The organism is Lysinibacillus sp. NPDC097231 (assembly GCF_044761885.1).
Taxonomy (GTDB): domain Bacteria; phylum Bacillota; class Bacilli; order Bacillales_A; family Planococcaceae; genus Lysinibacillus.
Genome location: NZ_JBIWDH010000002.1, coordinates 175,683 through 193,820 on the forward strand (window position 1 = coordinate 175,683; position 18,138 = coordinate 193,820).

Consider the following 18,138-nt stretch of genomic DNA (forward strand, 5'->3'; position numbering starts at 1 on the left):
AACGAATTTTGATATAGCCATCAAGATAGGACTAGTGTAAAATCACACGCAAGTCCACAACCTCTCCTGTAGCACCAATCAAATTGATTCTACCGCTCTACTATTAACTATCACAAGCCCGTTAACCCCATCTAAGATCTTGTAAAAGTCAATTTTTTTGTTAGTCATACAGATTCACACCGCTCCAATATTTGTAAATGTGTTACACTAGACCAAACAACTGTATATTTCTCAGAAATGTACAAGCTATGAAAATATAAAACAAGTATATAAAGGAGAATTTTATGAAAATTAAATATCCAACATCCCTAAAGTCAGACGGTTTAATAGGTGTAACTGCTCCCTCAAGTGGCGTGGAAGAAACATTACATATACTTGTAGATGAAGCAAAGCGACAAGTAGAGAAAAAGGGTTTTAAAGTATTAATCGGCGAAACTGTACTAACTCAACACAAAGGGAGAAGTGCTTCTATAGAAAAAAGAGTAGAAGAATTAATGGCTTTTCTTCAAGATCATAGTGTTAGCGTAATAATGCCTCCTTGGGGAGGTAGTTTTGCAATGGAAATCTTACCATTTATCGATTGGGATAAACTAAAAGAATTGAATCCGAAATGGATATTAGGTTACTCAGATATAAGTACATTTATTTTTGCTTACACGACAATAACAGGTCATGCTTCTGCTCATGGTGTAAATTTCACTGAACTATCAGCTCCTGAATGGGATGGGCTATCTAGTATGTGGATAGATGTACTCAGTTGTAATGAAAATGAAGAAATTACACAATATTCATCTGAAAAATATCAATCCAGTTGGGATAAGGTGTATTCAAATCCCGCTAAAGGATTTTATCTCGATTCGCAAACTGAATGGAAAACTTTAAACAAAGAAGATGAAGTGACATTTTCAGGGAGATTGATTGGAGGATGTGTAAATACTTTACAAGTTTTGGTGGGCACTCCATTCGATAATGTTAATAATTTTGTGAATCAATACTGTCAAGAAGAAGGTGTCATTTGGTATCTTGAAACGGTTGGAATGGATGCAGCAAAAATTTATAGAGCTTTATGGCAAATGAAACAAAAACATTGGTTTTCCAATATTAAAGGTGTGCTTTTTGGACGAACGAGTGGATATAAAGATATGGGTGATTTTACATTAACTGATGCCTTGAAGGATGTTTTTGAAAGTTTTAATATCCCTATTATTCTAGATGCTGATGTTGGTCATACACCCCCACAAAACATTTTGGTGAATGGTGCATATACAACAGTAAAATATAGTAATGGTAAGGGTGCCATCATAATGAAATATATTTAGATACTGAGAGGAAAATGGATGGTTTATTGCTTATTAAAGTAACAGGTGCGATTGTTCAATTCGCTTCTTGTGCTAACGGTGAAGCTTTGCACAAGAAAATTGATTATTTAGGAGAGTAAAATTGCGAAACTTTATAGGATGTAGTTTATTTATAATTCTTACTTTGTTGTTAACTGGGTGCGTGGGTGTAGAAAAAGAAAACAAAAAACCAATATCAAATGCGAAAATAACTATTGAGCCATATAACATGAGTGAAAAAGAAAAAATGCTCGTAAGTAAAACAGGTATAGAGCAAATTGCTTTTTTTAAGTTGGAAGGCAATTTGAAGGAAGATGATGATTTACAATTTTCCGTTGAGGTGTATGAAAACGGGAAACTAAAGGAAGAGTTGCTAACTACTTCGGATGAACCGAAAACACAGTTTAAAGATAGCATCATTTCTTTTGGAATAAGTAACTTTAATGACAAAGACCATTCTTTAAAACTGATAACCGGTATACCTTCTGGGCTTGCTACAACTAATTATTCAAATAACATGACATCTTCATCTTTCAGTCAGCTAGTAGGTGAAAAAGTTACTTTAGAGAAAAATAAACCTGTTTATTTAGCAGCGTGGGTCGGCACTACTAAAAATATACTGAGTTCTGTTGGAAGCGAAAATGGTGAACTACCCGCGGGTATTGAAGAAGCTGAGTTTGCACTTTTATACAGAATTTTATGGACCGATAATGTAAAGAAATAACTTTTTATATCCTTTTAAAGAGACAAATAATACATCATAAAAAGGAATGTTAGTAGTGAATATCTTAAGTGATTCCATTATAGGGCGCTTTTCTGAAATAGGGAGAGTCTTTTCTGATGAATAACCATATTGTTGAAGAAAGTAATCACATATTTATATATAATGCAATTGAGATTGTGAAGGATTACACTTAAACTAACGGGGCAGGTTAGTTCAACAGTGTTGTTTAACTTGTGTTCAACAAACGGGCCAGATTGTGGAGTAAATAAACAAGTGTGCTCTGAGTTTTCTGAAAATTATGGGAGGATATAAAAACTGTGAACATTGTTTTATTATAATTGAATTGCTCCTATAATAAAAAAAGCGCGCGCTGAATTTATAATGGAAGGTGCAAAGAAATGATTACAAATCAACAATTAGTTATAAACAATCTTGAAGAAAAAATAAGAATATTCACTCATGCGGTTAATGGACAGCTTATCAAAGAAGAAGATTTCGTTTTGGCGAATACAGAAATACCCACTGATACATTCAATGTACTTTTGCCGAAATCTTCACATATAAAAAATGCATTTAATATTAGAAATAGCATCGAAAATATGTCTCTTAAAGAATATCCCTTTAGTACGTGGATTGACTCCCGGTATTTGAACTCTGACTGGCAAGACCTGATGCAAGAATACGACCTAAAAGAAGCAGAACGTAATGTAATGATGAAACTTGAAAATACTCTTAATGTTGGTCAAAGAAAGTCCCATCAGCTTATGATTACACATGTGAGAAATTTTGAAGAACTTAAGGAATATAAAGAGGTTTTTATGAGCCTATTTGAAGGTACACCAGAAAAAGATGCATTAGAAAATTATTTTAGTAAGTTTTCTGAAGTAAATTTAGGTTCAGAAATTCAAATGTTTATTGGACGCGTCGGTGAAATAACTGTATCTACTGGTTTACTAATAGATAGCAAAGAAAGTTATGGTATTTATGATGTTATGACAAAAGAAACATTTAGAAGTAAAGGATATGGCAGTGAAATGTTTCAATACCTTCTTACTCAAACAAAAGATAAACAAAAACCCGTTGTCTTACAAGCATCAGAGGATGGGAAAAGTATCTATAAGCGCTTTGGGTTTATAGATGTCGGAGAAATGGTTGTATTTGAATAAGAAGATTTCTTATTAAACAAAAGGGTCTTGAGTTTAAGAATGGGGATTACTGAGGTAACACTCTTTCTTCTTTCTTATTGTATAAACGGGCGCGATTGTTTAATAAGCCTCCATGGAAGCAGCGGGCTATAATGCTTCAACAGGAGAATATAATAAACCTAGTTAGTAAGTCTCGTTCCTTATTAAGCTAACGGGTGCATTACTTCAGGATGGGATTCCACAGTGATCCCATCTTTTTTTATTCAACTATAAATCATTTTAGTTCTTGGGAAACTAAAATGAGGTGACTGAATATGAAAAAAATCGTACTTATGCTTTTGGTTGGAATGTCTTTAGCTAATACAACAGTATATTCAAAAACAATAAATGAAGCTGATACGGAATTATGCGAAACAGTTAAAATGGCACTTATAAGTAGCAATAGAAATCCAGTAGATAAAGCAATTACTGAAATTTATAAGAATGACAAAAATGCACCTAAAGAAGGTCTTTCTTGGGCTGCGTGGGAAACTGAAATCCTAAAAATAAAGCAAGTATATGGAATTGGGGGATTATATGAGATAACGTTGAAAGTGTCCCCTTACTATGGTGCTCATAATGGTTATGGGGAAGATGAGGTTGTGATAAATACAAGTGGTGAACTAATCAGTTATAAACACTTGAAAACATATCATTGAACTTAAACTAACGGGGCAGGATAGATGAAGAAGGAATTATTGTAAATGAACAAGACATACTATACCTAAATAAAAAATTAGGGTGATGAAATTGGATAAACGTATTCCTCTTCTAATGGTTTTATTTAGTGTATTAATTTGTGTGTGGTGTTTTGGAACAGTAAATGCAAATTCGAGTGACACCTCCTTCTTTTGAGGAAAAGTACACTGAAGCTGGATATAAATCTGTAAAAGCTGCTGTAAATGAATTTGAAAATCATTGTAAATGTGATGTAAAGCTACCCGAAAAGTTGCCTTCTATTTCTTTCACACATCAATATGGAAGATTCTTTGAAGATAAGAACTATAATGTGAATGATTCCCTGGAAATTAGGTTTGTTAACAAAGATTTAAGTAATAATATTTATAAAATTGATATTCGTCCTTTAAAAAACAAATTGGACTTCACAGATAAACTGAATTTAAATGGAAAAGAGTATACACTTCAAGATGGTGTAAAAGCCATTTATTTTGAGCATCAACTATTTAACTTTTTTGTCTTTGAAAAAAATAATTTGCAGTATATGCTTGGAATTTATAACAAAGTAGCCAACAAAGTAACACCTGAAACTTTTGTTCTAATAGCTAACTCAATTTAATAATTAATTTAACTAATTTAGATGAAAATCATTGGGACCTTATAAAACGAAATAGCCATCTGGCTGAATTTCTCAACAGATGGCTATTTCGTGTTTAAAGTATAGTTGACTAATTGATAAGGAGAAGATTGAAATCGATTAAATAAATTTATTTACAAAATTAATCTTCGTATTGAAGATCTATATCTCTTTTAGCTTGCATTTCTTGCTCCACATCTTGTTTTAAATATGAAACATAATCCATAACAAAATGTAAATCTACTTGCCCTTCATTGTACGCCGATTCCAGAGCTTCATAATTTTTAGCTACCAAATAATAAAATAGGTCATTTTTGTTTATGCCTTGAATTTCAGCGATTTCTATCATACTTTTATCTTCTCGCATTTGGAAATATTCATTCTCAGTAAGGTTGAAAAAATTTGCTAAAGATTTAAAATCTCTTTTGTAACTAAAAACAACTTTTCCTTCATCGTTATTTTCTATATGTGAAGAATTTCCAACGTTTTCTGAAGTCTGAGATTTTGCAGAAATTGAACTGTTCAAAAAAATGGAAATCAAAGAAATAAAGACTAGTGACGTATATAGAATTTTTTTCATATTGTACACTCCTTAATTATTATAAATTTTTATTTCAACACAACTTATTATGTTCCAGAAATATTGATTTAAAACTGCGTAAGGAAAATGCTAACAGGGATATTTATGGTTAAGAATTTTGTAAATAGCTAAACTAAATACACAGCGGAAAAGCGGGGAAGTGGGAGTATAAGGGATATTCAATTTACATATATGTATAAGGATAAAATGTATCAAGCGAAATCAATTAAATTTATTCTAATTAATGTTTTGTTAAACTAACCGGGGCTTTACTTCAAGATGGGATTCCACAGGGACCCCATCTTTTTCTTATTCAACTAACTGAGCAGGTTAGTTTAACAAGAAGTATATAGCTAATCATTACTTCCTAAATAAAAGGAAATTGGTGGTATGATTAAAATAAGAAACTGTATGATTGGATTGAGTAAAGGAAGGTGACGCATGAAAAATAGAATTCATTATATATCCCAAACTTTAGTAGTGGGATTTTTAACTTTAATGGTTGTAATAGACATCTTCCCCGAAATAGGAATAAACATGTCAATAGGGATAATGGGGGTTGTTACCTTTATTGTATTAGCTGTTATTACTCGTCAAAAAGGGGAACCCGTATTTAACTCAAGCAAACAAAAACTTATTTTTACCCTTTTTTTTGGGATATACATTTTCTCAGTACTAATAATTTTAACTTTACTTGGTGGTGCTTCTCGGGCTGGAATTGGATTGTCTAATCCAATTCTATGGGGATTATTTTTGATAGAAGTTCTTGTTTCCTATACTAAATATAGGAGGGAATTAAAACAAACCAGTGACAATGATAACGGAACTTTTCAATAAGCTTGTAAAGCAAACGGGGGCTTTACTAGAAGATCATTGAGTTGCATAGGCATCGCTTTTTTAGTGAAATAAAGAACATTCAGTTTATACCAGAAGAAAACCAAGTAGATAGGAGTGGGTTTAGATATTCTATTGCACTTTACCAAGATGAGAAAATTACTTTTTCATTTTCTTTAAATGAAGTAAATGGTAATTATTATTATACAGAGCCAGATATTTATCCAATTATTGATGACTTCTATGAAAGTCTTGAAGTGGAAGAGGAATAAGTACTTACATTTCTTATTCAACAAACAGGGGCGTTTATCCAACAAGGATTTACGCTTTTTTTGTTGAATTTTATTTACTAAAGGGAAGGTTTGTTAAGGAGGAGTATAATGCGTTTTCTTTATTTGCTAAGTGTTATTATCTCGGGAATTGTAAGTGTTGTCGGTTTTGCATTCACTAATATGACAACTACTTCATTCGACCCCACAGGTGACAATTTTGTTGGAGGAAATGGAAACCCAGGCCTAATGTTTGTTATGCTTCCAATGTTAATTATTCTTTATTTTTTCTTTGCAATGATATTTATTTTTGAAAAGTTACATGAACGTTTTTCAGTGAAAAGGAAACTATTTCAAGCCTGCTATTCAGGGCTGTTTGTGCTGATTTTGGGAATGACGATTTACCGAATCCTTTTATTTCGAAATGAAATCAATCCATTTTTTGAATACGAAATATCCTATTTAAATCCTTTTTCTAATCATTTATTTTTTAACTTCTGGACGTTTATAGCCTGCCTTTGTGTTTCAGGATTTTGCTCATTTTATTTCAAGAAAAGTTTGTGAATAAATGTACTTAGACTAACGGGGGCTTTACTTGAAGATCATGCTTAGAATTATTGCGCTGTCAACATTAAATAAGAGTATGTTTTGATCAATCTTTTTTCAAAACATACTCTTTAAATTTGTTCTTATATAAAGATGGATATCGTTAATTTAATTAAACTTTATTACAAATCTACAGCTAAAGGAGGGAGGGGATAATGTAGAAAGTTTATTTTCACCTGTAAACATCCTGCCCCAGTCCTGATTTTAGGAGGGGGTAAAATTAATAAGAAACTGGTACTTTACTTTCATTCCGTTCACTACCTTTAGAGTATAGCGTTTTTGTTATGATGTAGTACAAAAATGTACCAGTTAGTCCTAGAATAAGGAGCAATCCACCCATATATATGGGGCGAATCCATTCACCAACGATGATCAATAACGAAGATACAATCATTGCTCCGTAGATAGTCAAGCTATTAAAAGCCATATAGGTGCTACGAGCGTTAGATGGGGCAAGTTCTCCTATCATCGCTTGTTTAATAGGAACATACATCAGCTCACCAATCGTCCCAATAAACATGGCCATAAAAAGAAACAACACGTTATTTGAAAAAGCAAAAACACTAAAACATATAGAAAAGATCAACATTCCTGTAACGAGAGTCCAGCGATCACTACACTTTTTAAATAAGAATAAAACAACACTTGATAGAAGAACTACAAGAATAGTATTCTCTGTTCGGAGAAAACCTAGCATTTTTGTGCCATCTATCATGAAATTTATTCCAAACAATGAAGCTGAGTGTTGGGCTATATCTTTTTCAAGGCGAATCCCAATATAGTTTGGTAAAGACTGTTCCAAGGTGAAAATCAAGATTGCTCCGAAAATATAATACATAAATACCTTATCTTTTAAAACGGTTGAATAGATTTGAAACATCTCTTTTGATGAAAATTTTTTCTTATGATTAGAAGACTTAGGTGCAGGTTCTGGTGAATAGGTTTCTGTGATGAAGAATACGGTCATGAATACAGATAACAAAGAGATGATTGAAATGCCAATAAATAGCTCAAATAAGTACCTTTTAGATGCTCCAATGATTCCTCCGATAGCAGTTGATAAATTACTCAACCAGTAGCTAATTGTAAATACGAGCTTTCTCGATTCAGCATTAGTAACATCAATAATCATAGCTTGTGCGGCTGGCTGAAACATTCCTCCACAAAACATATTGATGATAAAGAATGCTGCAGAAATATAAGGAAGGTTAAACCAAGGGGAATTACAAAGCGCTATTAACAAATACGAAAGCAATAGTCCAAGTTCAGCATAAATCATTATTTTTTTTCGCCCTATTTTATCTGAAACATGCCCTCCGATAAAACCTCCAATAACGCCACTAATCACAATTATTATAAGAATAATACCCGTTTTAGTAGCTCCGATTTTCTGGGTAAAATAGATTGCTAGAAAAGGGATAACAGCCATTGAAATAAGGCTGCCTAGAAATTGCATGGCTAGGCGAAGTTTGACGTTAGGATGGATATCTCTCAATTTCATATAAATCACTCCTCACATATTAAGAAGAGCTCTTTCTGATAGAATTTCCGTTGATCCAGTCAGCGGAAACCAAAAAGAAAATCATCCAAACTATTTTTCATGATGATCAAAATATTATCTACAGGTGCAGACCTGTTTTTTGAGTTACCTAATTTTAAAGATAAGAGCGAAGGAAAGGGGCTTATTTATTAGAGATAGGTCCAAATAATCTCAGAGCTTGTCTCGATATATCCTTCCACAATGAATTTGTATATTCATCAATAAACGTTAAACGCATTCCGTTTAAGATGGATAAGTATGACTCAGCAATTAATGAAGGTGATTCTTCATAAAAGTAACCAAGCCTTTGACCTGCTTCAATAACAGGATAAATACAGTCTATAAATGTATTTACGAAATCGTTTAGTTCGTTAAAAGGCTTTGGAAATCGATCAGGTCTTGCAATAACTTGCTGAATTAGACGTAGGTATTCACTTCTCGTTGAAAATATGTGTACATGGCAATCTACCATTTTCTTCACAACTTCAAGAGGCTCACCTTTAAAGTGTTCTTCTATCTCAAAAAAATATGGTTTGATTTCCTCCAAAGGCTCCAAAATGGCTGTTTCATAAAGTGCTTCTTTTGAATCAAAATACGTAAATACCGTACCAAAGCTAACTCCTGCCTCCTTAGCTATTTCGGCAACTTTTGTCTCTGCAAAACCATTCTCACTATATAATTTAATCGCGGCGTTTAGAATAGTAGATCTTTTTCTTCTCTTTTTTTCATCATTAGTAAGTCTAGGTTCCATTTAGATACTCCTTTCAACAAATGATTGATTGATCAATCAAATTTTATTGTATTTTGTTTCCATTGTCAATATGATGAAGTATTTTTACTTCTTAAATGAATAAATTTATTTCAAAAACCATTTACAGCGCTTTCGGTAAAGAGAGCCTTGTCTTTTATAAAGAGATATGGGTATAATAATCAACGAAAAGTTCATATGGAAAGAATGTGGGGGGGCTGGTAGTTGCCAGCTGAGATTGTGTCCGATAGACGCTGACCCTTTGAACCTGATTTGGCTCGTACCAGCGTAGGGAACATCTATTCAAAAAAAGAAAGCTTTTGATATTGATTGTAAAACGTCTGGGAGGAATCCTAGGCGTTTTTTATGTTGGCAAGCATTTGCTGTTTGCACAAACCTTGGGGCAGACAAACCGTGGATGCGCTTTCTTCTGGTTGTAACATTCACTCATGAACACTTTCACACTATTTACTGGGAGGTTTCAACATGAAAAAAAGGTTATTGATCCTGATGGCTACACTTTTAACATTAGTGGGCTGTAGCGCAAAAGAGGATACAAAGGATACGAACGTATTGAAAAAAGTATCCGTCGTGCTAGATTGGACACCGAACACCAATCACACAGGTTTATACGTAGCGAAAAAACTTGGCTACTTTAAGGAACAGGGCTTGGACGTTGAAATTTTACTACCTGGTGAAGCGGGTGCAGACCAGCTTGTAGCATCTGGCAAGGCTGAGTTTGGCGTAAGCTATCAGGAGGCGATTACACAGGCTCGTGTGCAAGATGTACCTTTAGTATCGATTGCGGCGGTTATTCAGCACAATACATCTGGCTTTGCCTCTATCGCATCTAAAGGCATTACGTCACCAAAGGATTTTGAAGGTAAAACATATGGAGGTTGGGGGGCACCACTAGAACAGGCTGTTCTTCAATCACTCATGCAAACAGAACATGCGGATATTCATAAGTTGGATATTGTCAATGCAGGTGATTTAGATTTCTTTACGATGATGCAAAAGAATATTGATTTTGCGTGGATTTTTTATGCCTGGACTGGAATTGAAGCAGAACTTCGTGGGGAAAAGCTGAACATGCTTTATTTAACAGATTATAGTAATCAGCTTGATTATTACACACCTGTACTTGCTACTAATGAAAAAATGATTAACAATGATCCAGAGACGGTTAAAGCATTCGTCGCTGCGGCTGCTAAGGGCTATGACTATGCGATTCAACATCCAAATGAGGCAGCAGATATATTACTAGAAGCGGTTCCTGATTTAGATAAAGAGCTTGTGCATAAAAGTCAGGAATGGCTAGCAGATAAGTATCAAGACGACGCTGCTCAATGGGGCGAGCAAAAGCTGACTGTCTGGGAAAATTACGCAAAATGGATGTCAAGCAACAACGTGTTAGAGGGCGAGTTTAATGCAAAGCAAGCCTTTACGAACGACTTTTTACCGAAAAAGGAGACGAAATAATATGGCCAACTCATTAATCAGTGTTCAAATTATACCAAAAACAGAAAAATATGAAGATGTGATTCCATTCGTTGATGCGGCAATTGCCATTATTGACGCATCTGGAGTGGAATATGAGGTACACCCGTTAGAAACGACAATGGAGGGGGAGCTATCGACTTTACTACACATCATTGAAAAAATGAATGACAAGATGATTGAGCTGGGTGCTATTAATGTAATCACACAAGTGAAAATTTTATATCAGCCATCCGGTATTACAATGGGGATGTTAACGGAGAAATATCAGTGAGGGAGCAGGCAATTCAAAAAGGAAGGACGATAATTTTTATCGCCTTCCTCTTATTCATATGGGAGCTAATTGTGCGTTTTGCAGACATTCCACATTGGCTATTGCCTGCACCCAGTGCCATTTTGAAAGAAGGCTGTCAATCGTATGAAACGTTTGTGCCGCATGCCTTTGCAACGGTGCAATTAGCATTACTAGGTCTTGCTATCGGGATATTGTGTGGGCTAACGGTTGCTGTGATATTACATCGTTTTACGTTTGTTCGAGAGCTGTTTTATCCTCTTCTCATTATGTCACAGAACGTTCCTGTGCTTGTTCTAGCTCCGTTATTAATCATTTGGTTTGGGTTTGGTTTATTGCCGAAGCTTATTATTATCTGTCTAGTGTGCTTTTTTCCTATTGTTATTGCTGTAATGGATGGCTTTCGTCAAACCTCACCAGAGTTGAAGCATTATTTTATGATGATTGGGGCAACCAAAGCACAGACCTTTTGGAAGCTTGAATGGCCTTATGCATTCCCAGCTATCTTTTCAGGTATTAAAATTGCGGCAACTTATAGTGTTATGGGGGCTGTCATTGCGGAATGGTTGGGTGCGAAAAAGGGGATTGGTGTTTATATGACATTGGCACAATCGTCATTTCGTACGGATCGTGTGTTTGTTGCGATTTTTGCCATTGTCGCTTTAAGTTTGCTGTTATTTAGTGGTATTCGCTTATTAGAAAAATTTGTTGTGAAGGGGAGAGGACAACATGCTAAGTATTCAAAACATTGATAAATCCTTTGATTCCCTTCAAGTCATTCAAAATGTATCTTTTGAGGTGCAGGACGGAGAATTTGTTGCGATTGTCGGACCATCAGGTAGTGGGAAGAGCACGCTTTTTCAATTGATCGGTGGTGTTTCTTCTATTGATAAGGGAGCTATTCTATTAAATGGTGTAGATATTCAGCAAAAAAGAGGAACCATCGGCTATATGCCTCAGCAGCCTTGCTTATTACCGTGGCGTACGATAATTGAAAATGTCACGATTGTAGAGGAGCTTCATCAAAAACCTAATGTTGAACTTGCCAAGGAGTGGTTAGCAAAAGTAGGTCTCGCATCGTTTGAAAATGCGTATCCCAGTGAGCTGTCAGGCGGTATGCAACAGCGAGTATCATTTATTCGGGCAATTGTCAGTGACAAACCTATATTATGCTTGGATGAGCCATTTTCTGCGCTTGATGAGTTTACAAGGCTTGAAATGCAGTCATGGTTATTATCCATATGGGAGAAATATAGAAAATCTATATTGTTCGTTACCCATAGTATTGAGGAAGCTCTCTTTTTAGCAGATCGCATCATTGTCTTAACGAAGCGACCAGCGACGATTAAAAAGGAGATTGTCGTTCCTTTTACAAGACCAAGACAAGAGGAAATTCGGCACTCCGCAGCATTTACGGCATTAAAGCAACAGTTGTTTACGTATTTAAAAGAAGAAAAGGATGACATTCATGTTGATTGATGCACATATTCATTTAGAACAGTATCAGGAAAAAGAAATACCTGCTTTGCTAGAAGAGGTTGAACAAGTCATTGCGGTTAGTATGAACCTTGCATCGTGTGAAAAAACGTTGATGCTGTCGAAAACCTATGCAAAGGTGAAGGCTGCGTTTGGTTTTCATCCTGAACAAGCTTTACCTAGTAACATTGAAGTTGAGGCGTTATTTGATTGGATAAGCCATCATGCTGATGAAATGGTGGCTGTTGGAGAGGTAGGGTTACCGTACTATTTAAAGCAGGACAAGTCTATTGATTATCATCCGTATATGGCATTGTTAGAACGTTTTATTGTGTTGGCAAAGGAATTAGAAAAACCAATTGTCTTACATGCGGTTTATGAGGATGCGGCACTTGCTTGTGATTTGCTTGAAAAACATCAAGTAACGAAAGCGCATTTCCATTGGTTTAAAGGAGACGAGGAAGTGATTCAACGGATGATTGATAAAGGCTATTTTATTTCCGTTACACCCGATTGTACGTATGAAATGGAGATCCAACAGCTCATTAAAAAATATCCACTTGAACTGATCATGGTGGAAACGGATGGGCCATGGCCATTTGAAGGTCCTTTTGACAATAAACGTACGTCTTCTCGGATGATGAATCATTCAATAGAGGTCATTGCATCGATAAAGGGGCTATCAACACAGGAAGCGGCAAAAATGATTATTCAGAATACAAAATCATTTTATAATCTATAGAAAATAAGCAAATAAAAAAGCAGTATATAGAATGTTTATTCATCTATACGCTGCTTTTTGTATTTTGTAAAATTGCGTTCTATTGTCTCGCGCTTTGTCTTTGTGACACGCTCATGCGTACTGAAAGGGGAGGATTGACGATTTTGTTCAACATCTTTTCCTTTTGTACGCTTTATATGCATGCGTTTCTTTCTTGCTCTTGATTGTGACAAGGTACCACCTCCAATGCTTCTTATCAATATAGTACCGAATGAAGAAGAAAATGTAAAACCTCGTAAGTATATAACTTACGAGGTAATTGTCATTATTAGTGAGATACGTCCTGTACAGAAATACCTGTGTTTGCTTTAACATCCACTTCGCGATATTTCTTTTCATCACTTTCTTTAGAAAGTAATGTTCCAATGAAACCACCAAGGAAACCAAGCGGTACCGAAATTAAAGCTGGATTTGTTAACATAATTAACGGCTCACCAACGAAAATAGCTTTTCCTTCAACTGGATTCCAGATGTTTGGTGAAACTGCAACAAGTACTAATGCAGAGATTAAACCTGTTAACATTGCCGTTACAGCACCAGCTGTGTTAAATCGTTTCCAGTAGATTGTATAGATGATTACTGGTAGGTTAGCAGAACCTGCAATACAGAACGCAAGTGATACTAAGAATGCTACGTTTAATGTTTGTGCACCAAGTGCTAAAAGGATAGAAACAACTGCGATTGTGATTGAACCGATACGAGCAGCAAGTACTTGCTCTTTCTCAGTGACTTTACCTTTTTTAATAATTTGACCGTAAATATCATGTGATAGGGCAGAAGCACCTGAAAGTACCAGACCAGCTACTACCGCTAAGATTGTTGCGAAAGCTACTGCACAAACGAACGAGAATAGAATGTCTCCACCAAGTGCTTCTGCAAGAAGTGGGGCAGCCATGTTACCAGCCGCATTTGCTGCGATAATTTCTTCTTTACCAACGAATTTAGCTGCACCGAAACCTAGGAAAATTGTAAGTACATAGAAGATACCTACAATCCATGTAGCCCAAATAACTGAAGAACGAGCTGTTTTCGCATCCTTTACTGTAAAGAAGCGCATTAGGATATGTGGAAGACCAGCAGTACCTAATACAAGTGCAATTAACATTGAGATTGTATCAATACCATTTGTATATTTAAGACCAGGATTTAAATAAGCTGCACCGCTATCAGTAGCAGTTTCCATTTCTTTGAACATCGTTGTAAGACTGAAGCCAAACTCTTTTAATACTAAGAAGGAGATAATAACTGTACCTAACATTAAAAGACAAGCTTTAATAATTTGTACCCAAGATGTTGCAGTCATACCACCGAATAGTACGTATGTTGTCATCATGACACCTACGATTAAAACTGCAATCCAATAGTCGATTCCTAAAAGTAATTGAATAAGTGCTCCTGCACCAACTAGTTGTGCAATCATGTAGAATAATACAATTGTAATAGTGCTTAAAGCTGCTGTACCACGAACTTTTGAGCTATCGAAACGAGCAGTGATCATGTCAGCTAATGTGAATTTACCAAGGTTACGTAATGGCTCTGCAACGATATATAATACCACTAAGTAAGCTACTAAATAACCAATAGAGAAGAAGAATCCATCAAATCCAAATAATGCAACTGCACCGGCAATCCCTAAGAAAGAGGCTGCTGATAAGTAGTCACCAGCGATAGCTAGTCCATTCTGCCAGCCAGTTAATCCTCCGCCTGCAGTGTAGAAATCACTTGCTGAAGAAGTACGTTTAGATGCCCACCAAGTAATTACTAATGTTAATCCAACAATGGCTACGAAAAAGAATATTGCTGTAAAACTCATCGGCGGCCACCTCCGTTTTCATATTCAGCGATAATCGCCTTTGCTTCTTTATCGAAGCTATTTGCTTTTGCTACGTATAAGTGACATAATCCCCAAGTCATGATGAATAATCCTGCTGCATAGAACCACACCCAAGTAATTTCCCCTAATGCCTTTTGGTGTAATACTGTTGTGTACGAAGTAAGTATTGGAAGCAACATGTAAGCTGCTAAAAAGACAACTGTCATCGACCAAAGAAATGAATTCTTTCTTCGTACAAGTGCTTTAAATGATTCTTGATTTGCAATTACATCATAGTCAATCACGACGTCTTTGTTTGCTTTATTGTTCGCCATTAACATTCCCCATTTTGTGTTTATTTTTACTGCTTAAGTACTTGTTTTTGCTGTTTTAGTGAATTCACATCTTAATTCTATGAGACAGTTCACAAAATTGCAATACATTTCAGAAAAATTATGTAAAAAAAATTTTTGAAAAAATAGTCTTGGAAGAGAAAATACATGACAAAGCCTAGAAATATAAGGGTTTTAGAAAATTCTGATAAATGTACAAAGCGAGGGTAAATCTGGATTCCAGAGCGAAAAATATGGTTTAAATTTGAAAATAGAAGTATTTTTTCCAATAAAAATAAACATCATTTACCTAGTGAAAATTGTTTTTTTTCTGTTTTTTGAATGAGGAATAGTATTGTTCAATAAGTAAATTAGTAAAATTTTTATAATAAAAAACCAAAAAACTCGATAAAAAATCGAGCTTTTTGGTTCAAAATTTTTCTTTTTTATAGTTCAGATTAATGATACTGATTCATTAATGTGAAATATCAGAAACAGATACACCTGTGTTTGCTTTTACACGAATTTCCTTGTAAATACGATCTGCTTCTTCCTGTGGCACTTTGTTAGAAGATAGAACAGAACCTAAGTACCCTGCGATAAAGCCAAGTGGAATCGTAATAATTGCTGGTACTGCAAGTGGCACAAGAGGTTTTCCAACAAAGATTGCTGCACCTTCAACAGGACTCCACACATTCGGTCCCATTGCACCTAAAACTAAACAAGATACTAAACCAGTGACCATTGCCGTAACAGCGCCAGTTGAATTGAACTTCTTCCAGTAAATCGTGTAAAGAATAACTGGTAGGTTTGCGGAAGCACCAATACAAAAGGCAAAGGATACTAAGAATGATACATTCAAACTTTGCGCAAATAACGCAAGAATAATAGAGACAATAGCAATGGAAATAGAGCCAGTACGAGCTGCTACAACCTGTTGCTTTTCTGTTAATTTACCACCTTTAATGATTTCACCATAAATATCATGAGAAATCGCAGAAGCTCCTGTTAAAACTAAGCCTGATACAACGGCTAAAATTGTTGCGAATGCTACTGCACCGATAAATGCCATTAACACATCTCCGCCTAAATACTGAGCAAGAAGTGGGGCAGCAGTGTTACCTGCTTTACTTTCAGCAAGAATTTTATCTAATCCTACAAAGTTTAGTGCACCAAAGCCTAAGAAAATCGTTAATGAGAAGAAAATAGCTGTAATCCAAGTAGTCCAAGAAATAGACGAACGAGCAGTTTTCGCATCTTTAACTGTGAAGAAGCGCATTAAAATATGCGGTAACCCAGATGTACCTAATACAAGCGCCATCATCATCGAAACAGAGTCGATCGTACTTGTATATTTAATCCCTGGAATAAGGAACTTCTCACCATGATCCACAGCGATTGTATCGAACATTTTCATAAGAGAGAAATCAAACTTCATTAATACTAATGTAGCTAATACGCCTGTCCCAAATAAAAGAAGACTAGCTTTAATAATTTGTACCCAAGAAGTAGCTGTCATTCCGCCGAACAATACATAAGTAGTCATCATGACACCTACGATTAACACGGCAATCCAGTACTCAATGCCGAATAATAGTTTAATTAGGGCACCTGCACCCACTAATTGTGCAATCATGTAAAGAATAACGATAATAATTGTACCTGACGCAGCAACCCCACGAATACGTTTTTCATTAAAACGTGCAGTCAACATATCTGCTAACGTATAACGACCTAGGTTACGCATTGGTTCTGCAATTACATATAGAAGAACTAAGTTTGCTACTACATAGCCTACAGAGAAAAAGAAACCATCAAAACCGGTTAAAGCAATTGCACCTGATACCCCTAAGAACGCGGCTGCAGATAAATAGTCACCAGCGATCGCAAAGCCGTTTTGCCAACCTTTAAGACCTCCACCAGCAGTATAGAAATCAGCTGCAGAAGACGTACGTTTTGCTGCGATATAGGTAACAACAAGTGTTAAACCAACGATTGCTAAAAAGAAACCAACGGATACTAAGTTCATTTATTTTCCACCTTTCGCCTGATACTCTGCAAGTACTGCCGCTGCAGCTTTATCGAATGAAGAAGCTTTTTTCACATATACTGTACAAAGAACGATTGTCATAATGAATAATCCTGCTGAATAAACCCAAACACCTGTAATATTTCCAACGAATTTTTGTTGTAGTACAGGTTGAAAAGCAAGGATTGGCAGCAAAATATAAAGTGTTAAAAATATTGCTGTAATCGAGAAAAGGAAGGTGTTCTTCTTTTTCACGAAGTTATTGAACGATTCCATAGCTTCAATTGCACTATAATCAACTGATTCTACATTTTTGTTCCCAGAAATGTTTGCCATTATTATTCCCCCTAAAGTTATATATTTCTGTTTTAGACGACATATTTCTCTTTTGTTCGTCGCTATATTCACTTATTTTATGAGGAAGATTCTTATAATGCAATACTAAATTTTGAGTTTTTATAATTTTTGGTCTCTTTTAGGTTGAGGAAATAACATAGAAATAATAAGGTTTTAATAGAAATAATCCGTACGAAAGAGAACGGAAATACCTATTAGAATAATATTATCGAAATAACTTAGTGCTAATAATTTTGAATGTTGGAGAAAATTTAAACATGAAAGAGAATTTTACGGATTTTATTATTGCACTATCAAATAATGGAAGCTCCGGAACATCAAAAAAACTTTGTTATATAACAATTATATGATGTCTTGGGAAATAACCAAAATAGTAAAAAACAGCTTTTAAAAATTTTTTTAAAAGTTTGAATTCTTTGGG

At 35.1% G+C, this 18,138-nt stretch carries 20 protein-coding genes and 1 riboswitch; of the genes, 12 read left to right on the forward strand and 8 right to left on the reverse strand.

The window, feature by feature from the left end; genetic code table 11:
• Window positions 1–284: 284 nt before the first annotated feature.
• The 5 genes from ACIQXF_RS02660 (at window position 285) to ACIQXF_RS02680 (ending at window position 4,542) form a co-directional block, all read left to right on the forward strand.
• Window positions 285–1,319, forward strand: a complete 1,035-nt coding sequence (locus ACIQXF_RS02660) for a S66 family peptidase (RefSeq protein ID WP_402778721.1) — start codon at window positions 285–287, stop codon at window positions 1,317–1,319.
• Between the two features lie 121 nt (window positions 1,320–1,440).
• Window positions 1,441–2,061: a hypothetical protein gene (locus tag ACIQXF_RS02665; protein ID WP_402778723.1), complete on the forward strand. Its 621-nt coding sequence runs from the start codon at window positions 1,441–1,443 to the stop codon at window positions 2,059–2,061.
• A gap of 398 nt (window positions 2,062–2,459) precedes the next feature.
• Window positions 2,460–3,227 carry a GNAT family N-acetyltransferase gene (locus ACIQXF_RS02670; protein ID WP_402778726.1) on the forward strand — a complete coding sequence of 256 codons (768 nt, stop codon included), beginning with the start codon at window positions 2,460–2,462 and terminating at the stop codon, window positions 3,225–3,227.
• Between the two features lie 293 nt (window positions 3,228–3,520).
• Window positions 3,521–3,904, forward strand: a complete 384-nt coding sequence (locus ACIQXF_RS02675; RefSeq protein WP_402778729.1) for a DUF3888 domain-containing protein — start codon at window positions 3,521–3,523, stop codon at window positions 3,902–3,904.
• 164 nt (window positions 3,905–4,068) lie between these two features.
• Window positions 4,069–4,542, forward strand: a complete 474-nt coding sequence (locus ACIQXF_RS02680; protein WP_402778732.1) for a carbon monoxide dehydrogenase — start codon at window positions 4,069–4,071, stop codon at window positions 4,540–4,542.
• Window positions 4,543–4,702: 160 nt separating this feature from the next.
• Here ACIQXF_RS02680 and ACIQXF_RS02685 read toward each other — a convergent pair whose 3' ends face one another.
• Window positions 4,703–5,140: a hypothetical protein gene (locus tag ACIQXF_RS02685; RefSeq protein WP_402778734.1), complete on the reverse strand. Its 438-nt coding sequence runs from the start codon at window positions 5,138–5,140 to the stop codon at window positions 4,703–4,705.
• 441 nt (window positions 5,141–5,581) lie between these two features.
• Here ACIQXF_RS02685 and ACIQXF_RS02690 point away from each other — a divergent pair, with 441 nt between their 5' ends.
• Window positions 5,582–5,977 (forward strand): hypothetical protein, encoded by a 396-nt coding sequence (locus tag ACIQXF_RS02690; protein WP_402778737.1) that lies wholly within the window; start codon window positions 5,582–5,584, stop codon window positions 5,975–5,977.
• A 41-nt stretch (window positions 5,978–6,018) separates the two neighbouring features.
• On the forward strand, window positions 6,019–6,246 hold the full coding sequence (locus ACIQXF_RS02695; RefSeq protein ID WP_402778740.1) for a hypothetical protein: 228 nt from the start codon (window positions 6,019–6,021) through the stop codon (window positions 6,244–6,246).
• An 823-nt stretch (window positions 6,247–7,069) separates the two neighbouring features.
• Here ACIQXF_RS02695 and ACIQXF_RS02700 read toward each other — a convergent pair.
• Together ACIQXF_RS02700 and ACIQXF_RS02705 are read right to left on the reverse strand one after the other, a co-directional pair.
• Window positions 7,070–8,350: an MFS transporter gene (locus ACIQXF_RS02700; RefSeq protein ID WP_402778747.1), complete on the reverse strand. Its 1,281-nt coding sequence runs from the start codon at window positions 8,348–8,350 to the stop codon at window positions 7,070–7,072.
• A 181-nt stretch (window positions 8,351–8,531) separates the two neighbouring features.
• On the reverse strand, window positions 8,532–9,140 hold the full coding sequence (locus tag ACIQXF_RS02705) for a TetR/AcrR family transcriptional regulator (protein ID WP_402778750.1): 609 nt from the start codon (window positions 9,138–9,140) through the stop codon (window positions 8,532–8,534).
• 198 nt (window positions 9,141–9,338) lie between these two features.
• A riboswitch (TPP riboswitch) is annotated at window positions 9,339–9,449 on the forward strand.
• 174 nt (window positions 9,450–9,623) lie between these two features.
• Here ACIQXF_RS02705 and ACIQXF_RS02710 point away from each other — a divergent pair.
• The 5 genes from ACIQXF_RS02710 to ACIQXF_RS02730 are packed head-to-tail and all read left to right on the forward strand — an operon-like array spanning window position 9,624 to window position 13,147.
• On the forward strand, window positions 9,624–10,619 hold the full coding sequence (locus ACIQXF_RS02710) for an ABC transporter substrate-binding protein (protein ID WP_402778753.1): 996 nt from the start codon (window positions 9,624–9,626) through the stop codon (window positions 10,617–10,619).
• Between the two features lies 1 nt (window position 10,620).
• Window positions 10,621–10,911 carry a thiamine-binding protein gene (locus tag ACIQXF_RS02715; RefSeq protein ID WP_402778756.1) on the forward strand — a complete coding sequence of 97 codons (291 nt, stop codon included), beginning with the start codon at window positions 10,621–10,623 and terminating at the stop codon, window positions 10,909–10,911.
• Window positions 10,908–11,681: an ABC transporter permease gene (locus tag ACIQXF_RS02720; RefSeq protein ID WP_402778759.1), complete on the forward strand. Its 774-nt coding sequence runs from the start codon at window positions 10,908–10,910 to the stop codon at window positions 11,679–11,681. Before ACIQXF_RS02715 ends, ACIQXF_RS02720 begins: the two co-directional genes overlap by 4 nt.
• Complete coding sequence (locus ACIQXF_RS02725; RefSeq protein ID WP_402778761.1) at window positions 11,659–12,408, forward strand: ABC transporter ATP-binding protein; 750 nt, start codon at window positions 11,659–11,661, stop codon at window positions 12,406–12,408. Before ACIQXF_RS02720 ends, ACIQXF_RS02725 begins: the two co-directional genes overlap by 23 nt.
• On the forward strand, window positions 12,398–13,147 hold the full coding sequence (locus ACIQXF_RS02730) for a TatD family hydrolase (protein WP_402779088.1): 750 nt from the start codon (window positions 12,398–12,400) through the stop codon (window positions 13,145–13,147). Before ACIQXF_RS02725 ends, ACIQXF_RS02730 begins: the two co-directional genes overlap by 11 nt.
• 35 nt (window positions 13,148–13,182) lie before the next feature.
• On the opposite strand, the gene ACIQXF_RS02735 is transcribed toward ACIQXF_RS02730, so the two are convergent.
• The 5 genes from ACIQXF_RS02735 to ACIQXF_RS02755 all read right to left on the reverse strand — a co-directional run bounded on the left by ACIQXF_RS02735 (window position 13,183) and on the right by ACIQXF_RS02755 (window position 17,696).
• Entirely contained in the window at window positions 13,183–13,359 is a 177-nt protein-coding gene (locus ACIQXF_RS02735; protein WP_402778764.1) for a hypothetical protein, read from the reverse strand.
• A 95-nt stretch (window positions 13,360–13,454) separates the two neighbouring features.
• Window positions 13,455–14,999, reverse strand: coding sequence for a solute symporter family protein (locus ACIQXF_RS02740; protein ID WP_402778767.1), 1,545 nt, complete (start codon window positions 14,997–14,999; stop codon window positions 13,455–13,457).
• On the reverse strand, window positions 14,996–15,334 hold the full coding sequence (locus ACIQXF_RS02745; protein WP_402778770.1) for a DUF485 domain-containing protein: 339 nt from the start codon (window positions 15,332–15,334) through the stop codon (window positions 14,996–14,998). Before ACIQXF_RS02745 ends, ACIQXF_RS02740 begins: the two co-directional genes overlap by 4 nt.
• 472 nt (window positions 15,335–15,806) lie before the next feature.
• Window positions 15,807–17,360 carry a solute symporter family protein gene (locus ACIQXF_RS02750; RefSeq protein ID WP_402778773.1) on the reverse strand — a complete coding sequence of 518 codons (1,554 nt, stop codon included), beginning with the start codon at window positions 17,358–17,360 and terminating at the stop codon, window positions 15,807–15,809.
• Window positions 17,361–17,696, reverse strand: a complete 336-nt coding sequence (locus ACIQXF_RS02755) for a DUF485 domain-containing protein (RefSeq protein ID WP_402778775.1) — start codon at window positions 17,694–17,696, stop codon at window positions 17,361–17,363.
• Between the last annotated feature and the right edge of the window lie 442 nt (window positions 17,697–18,138).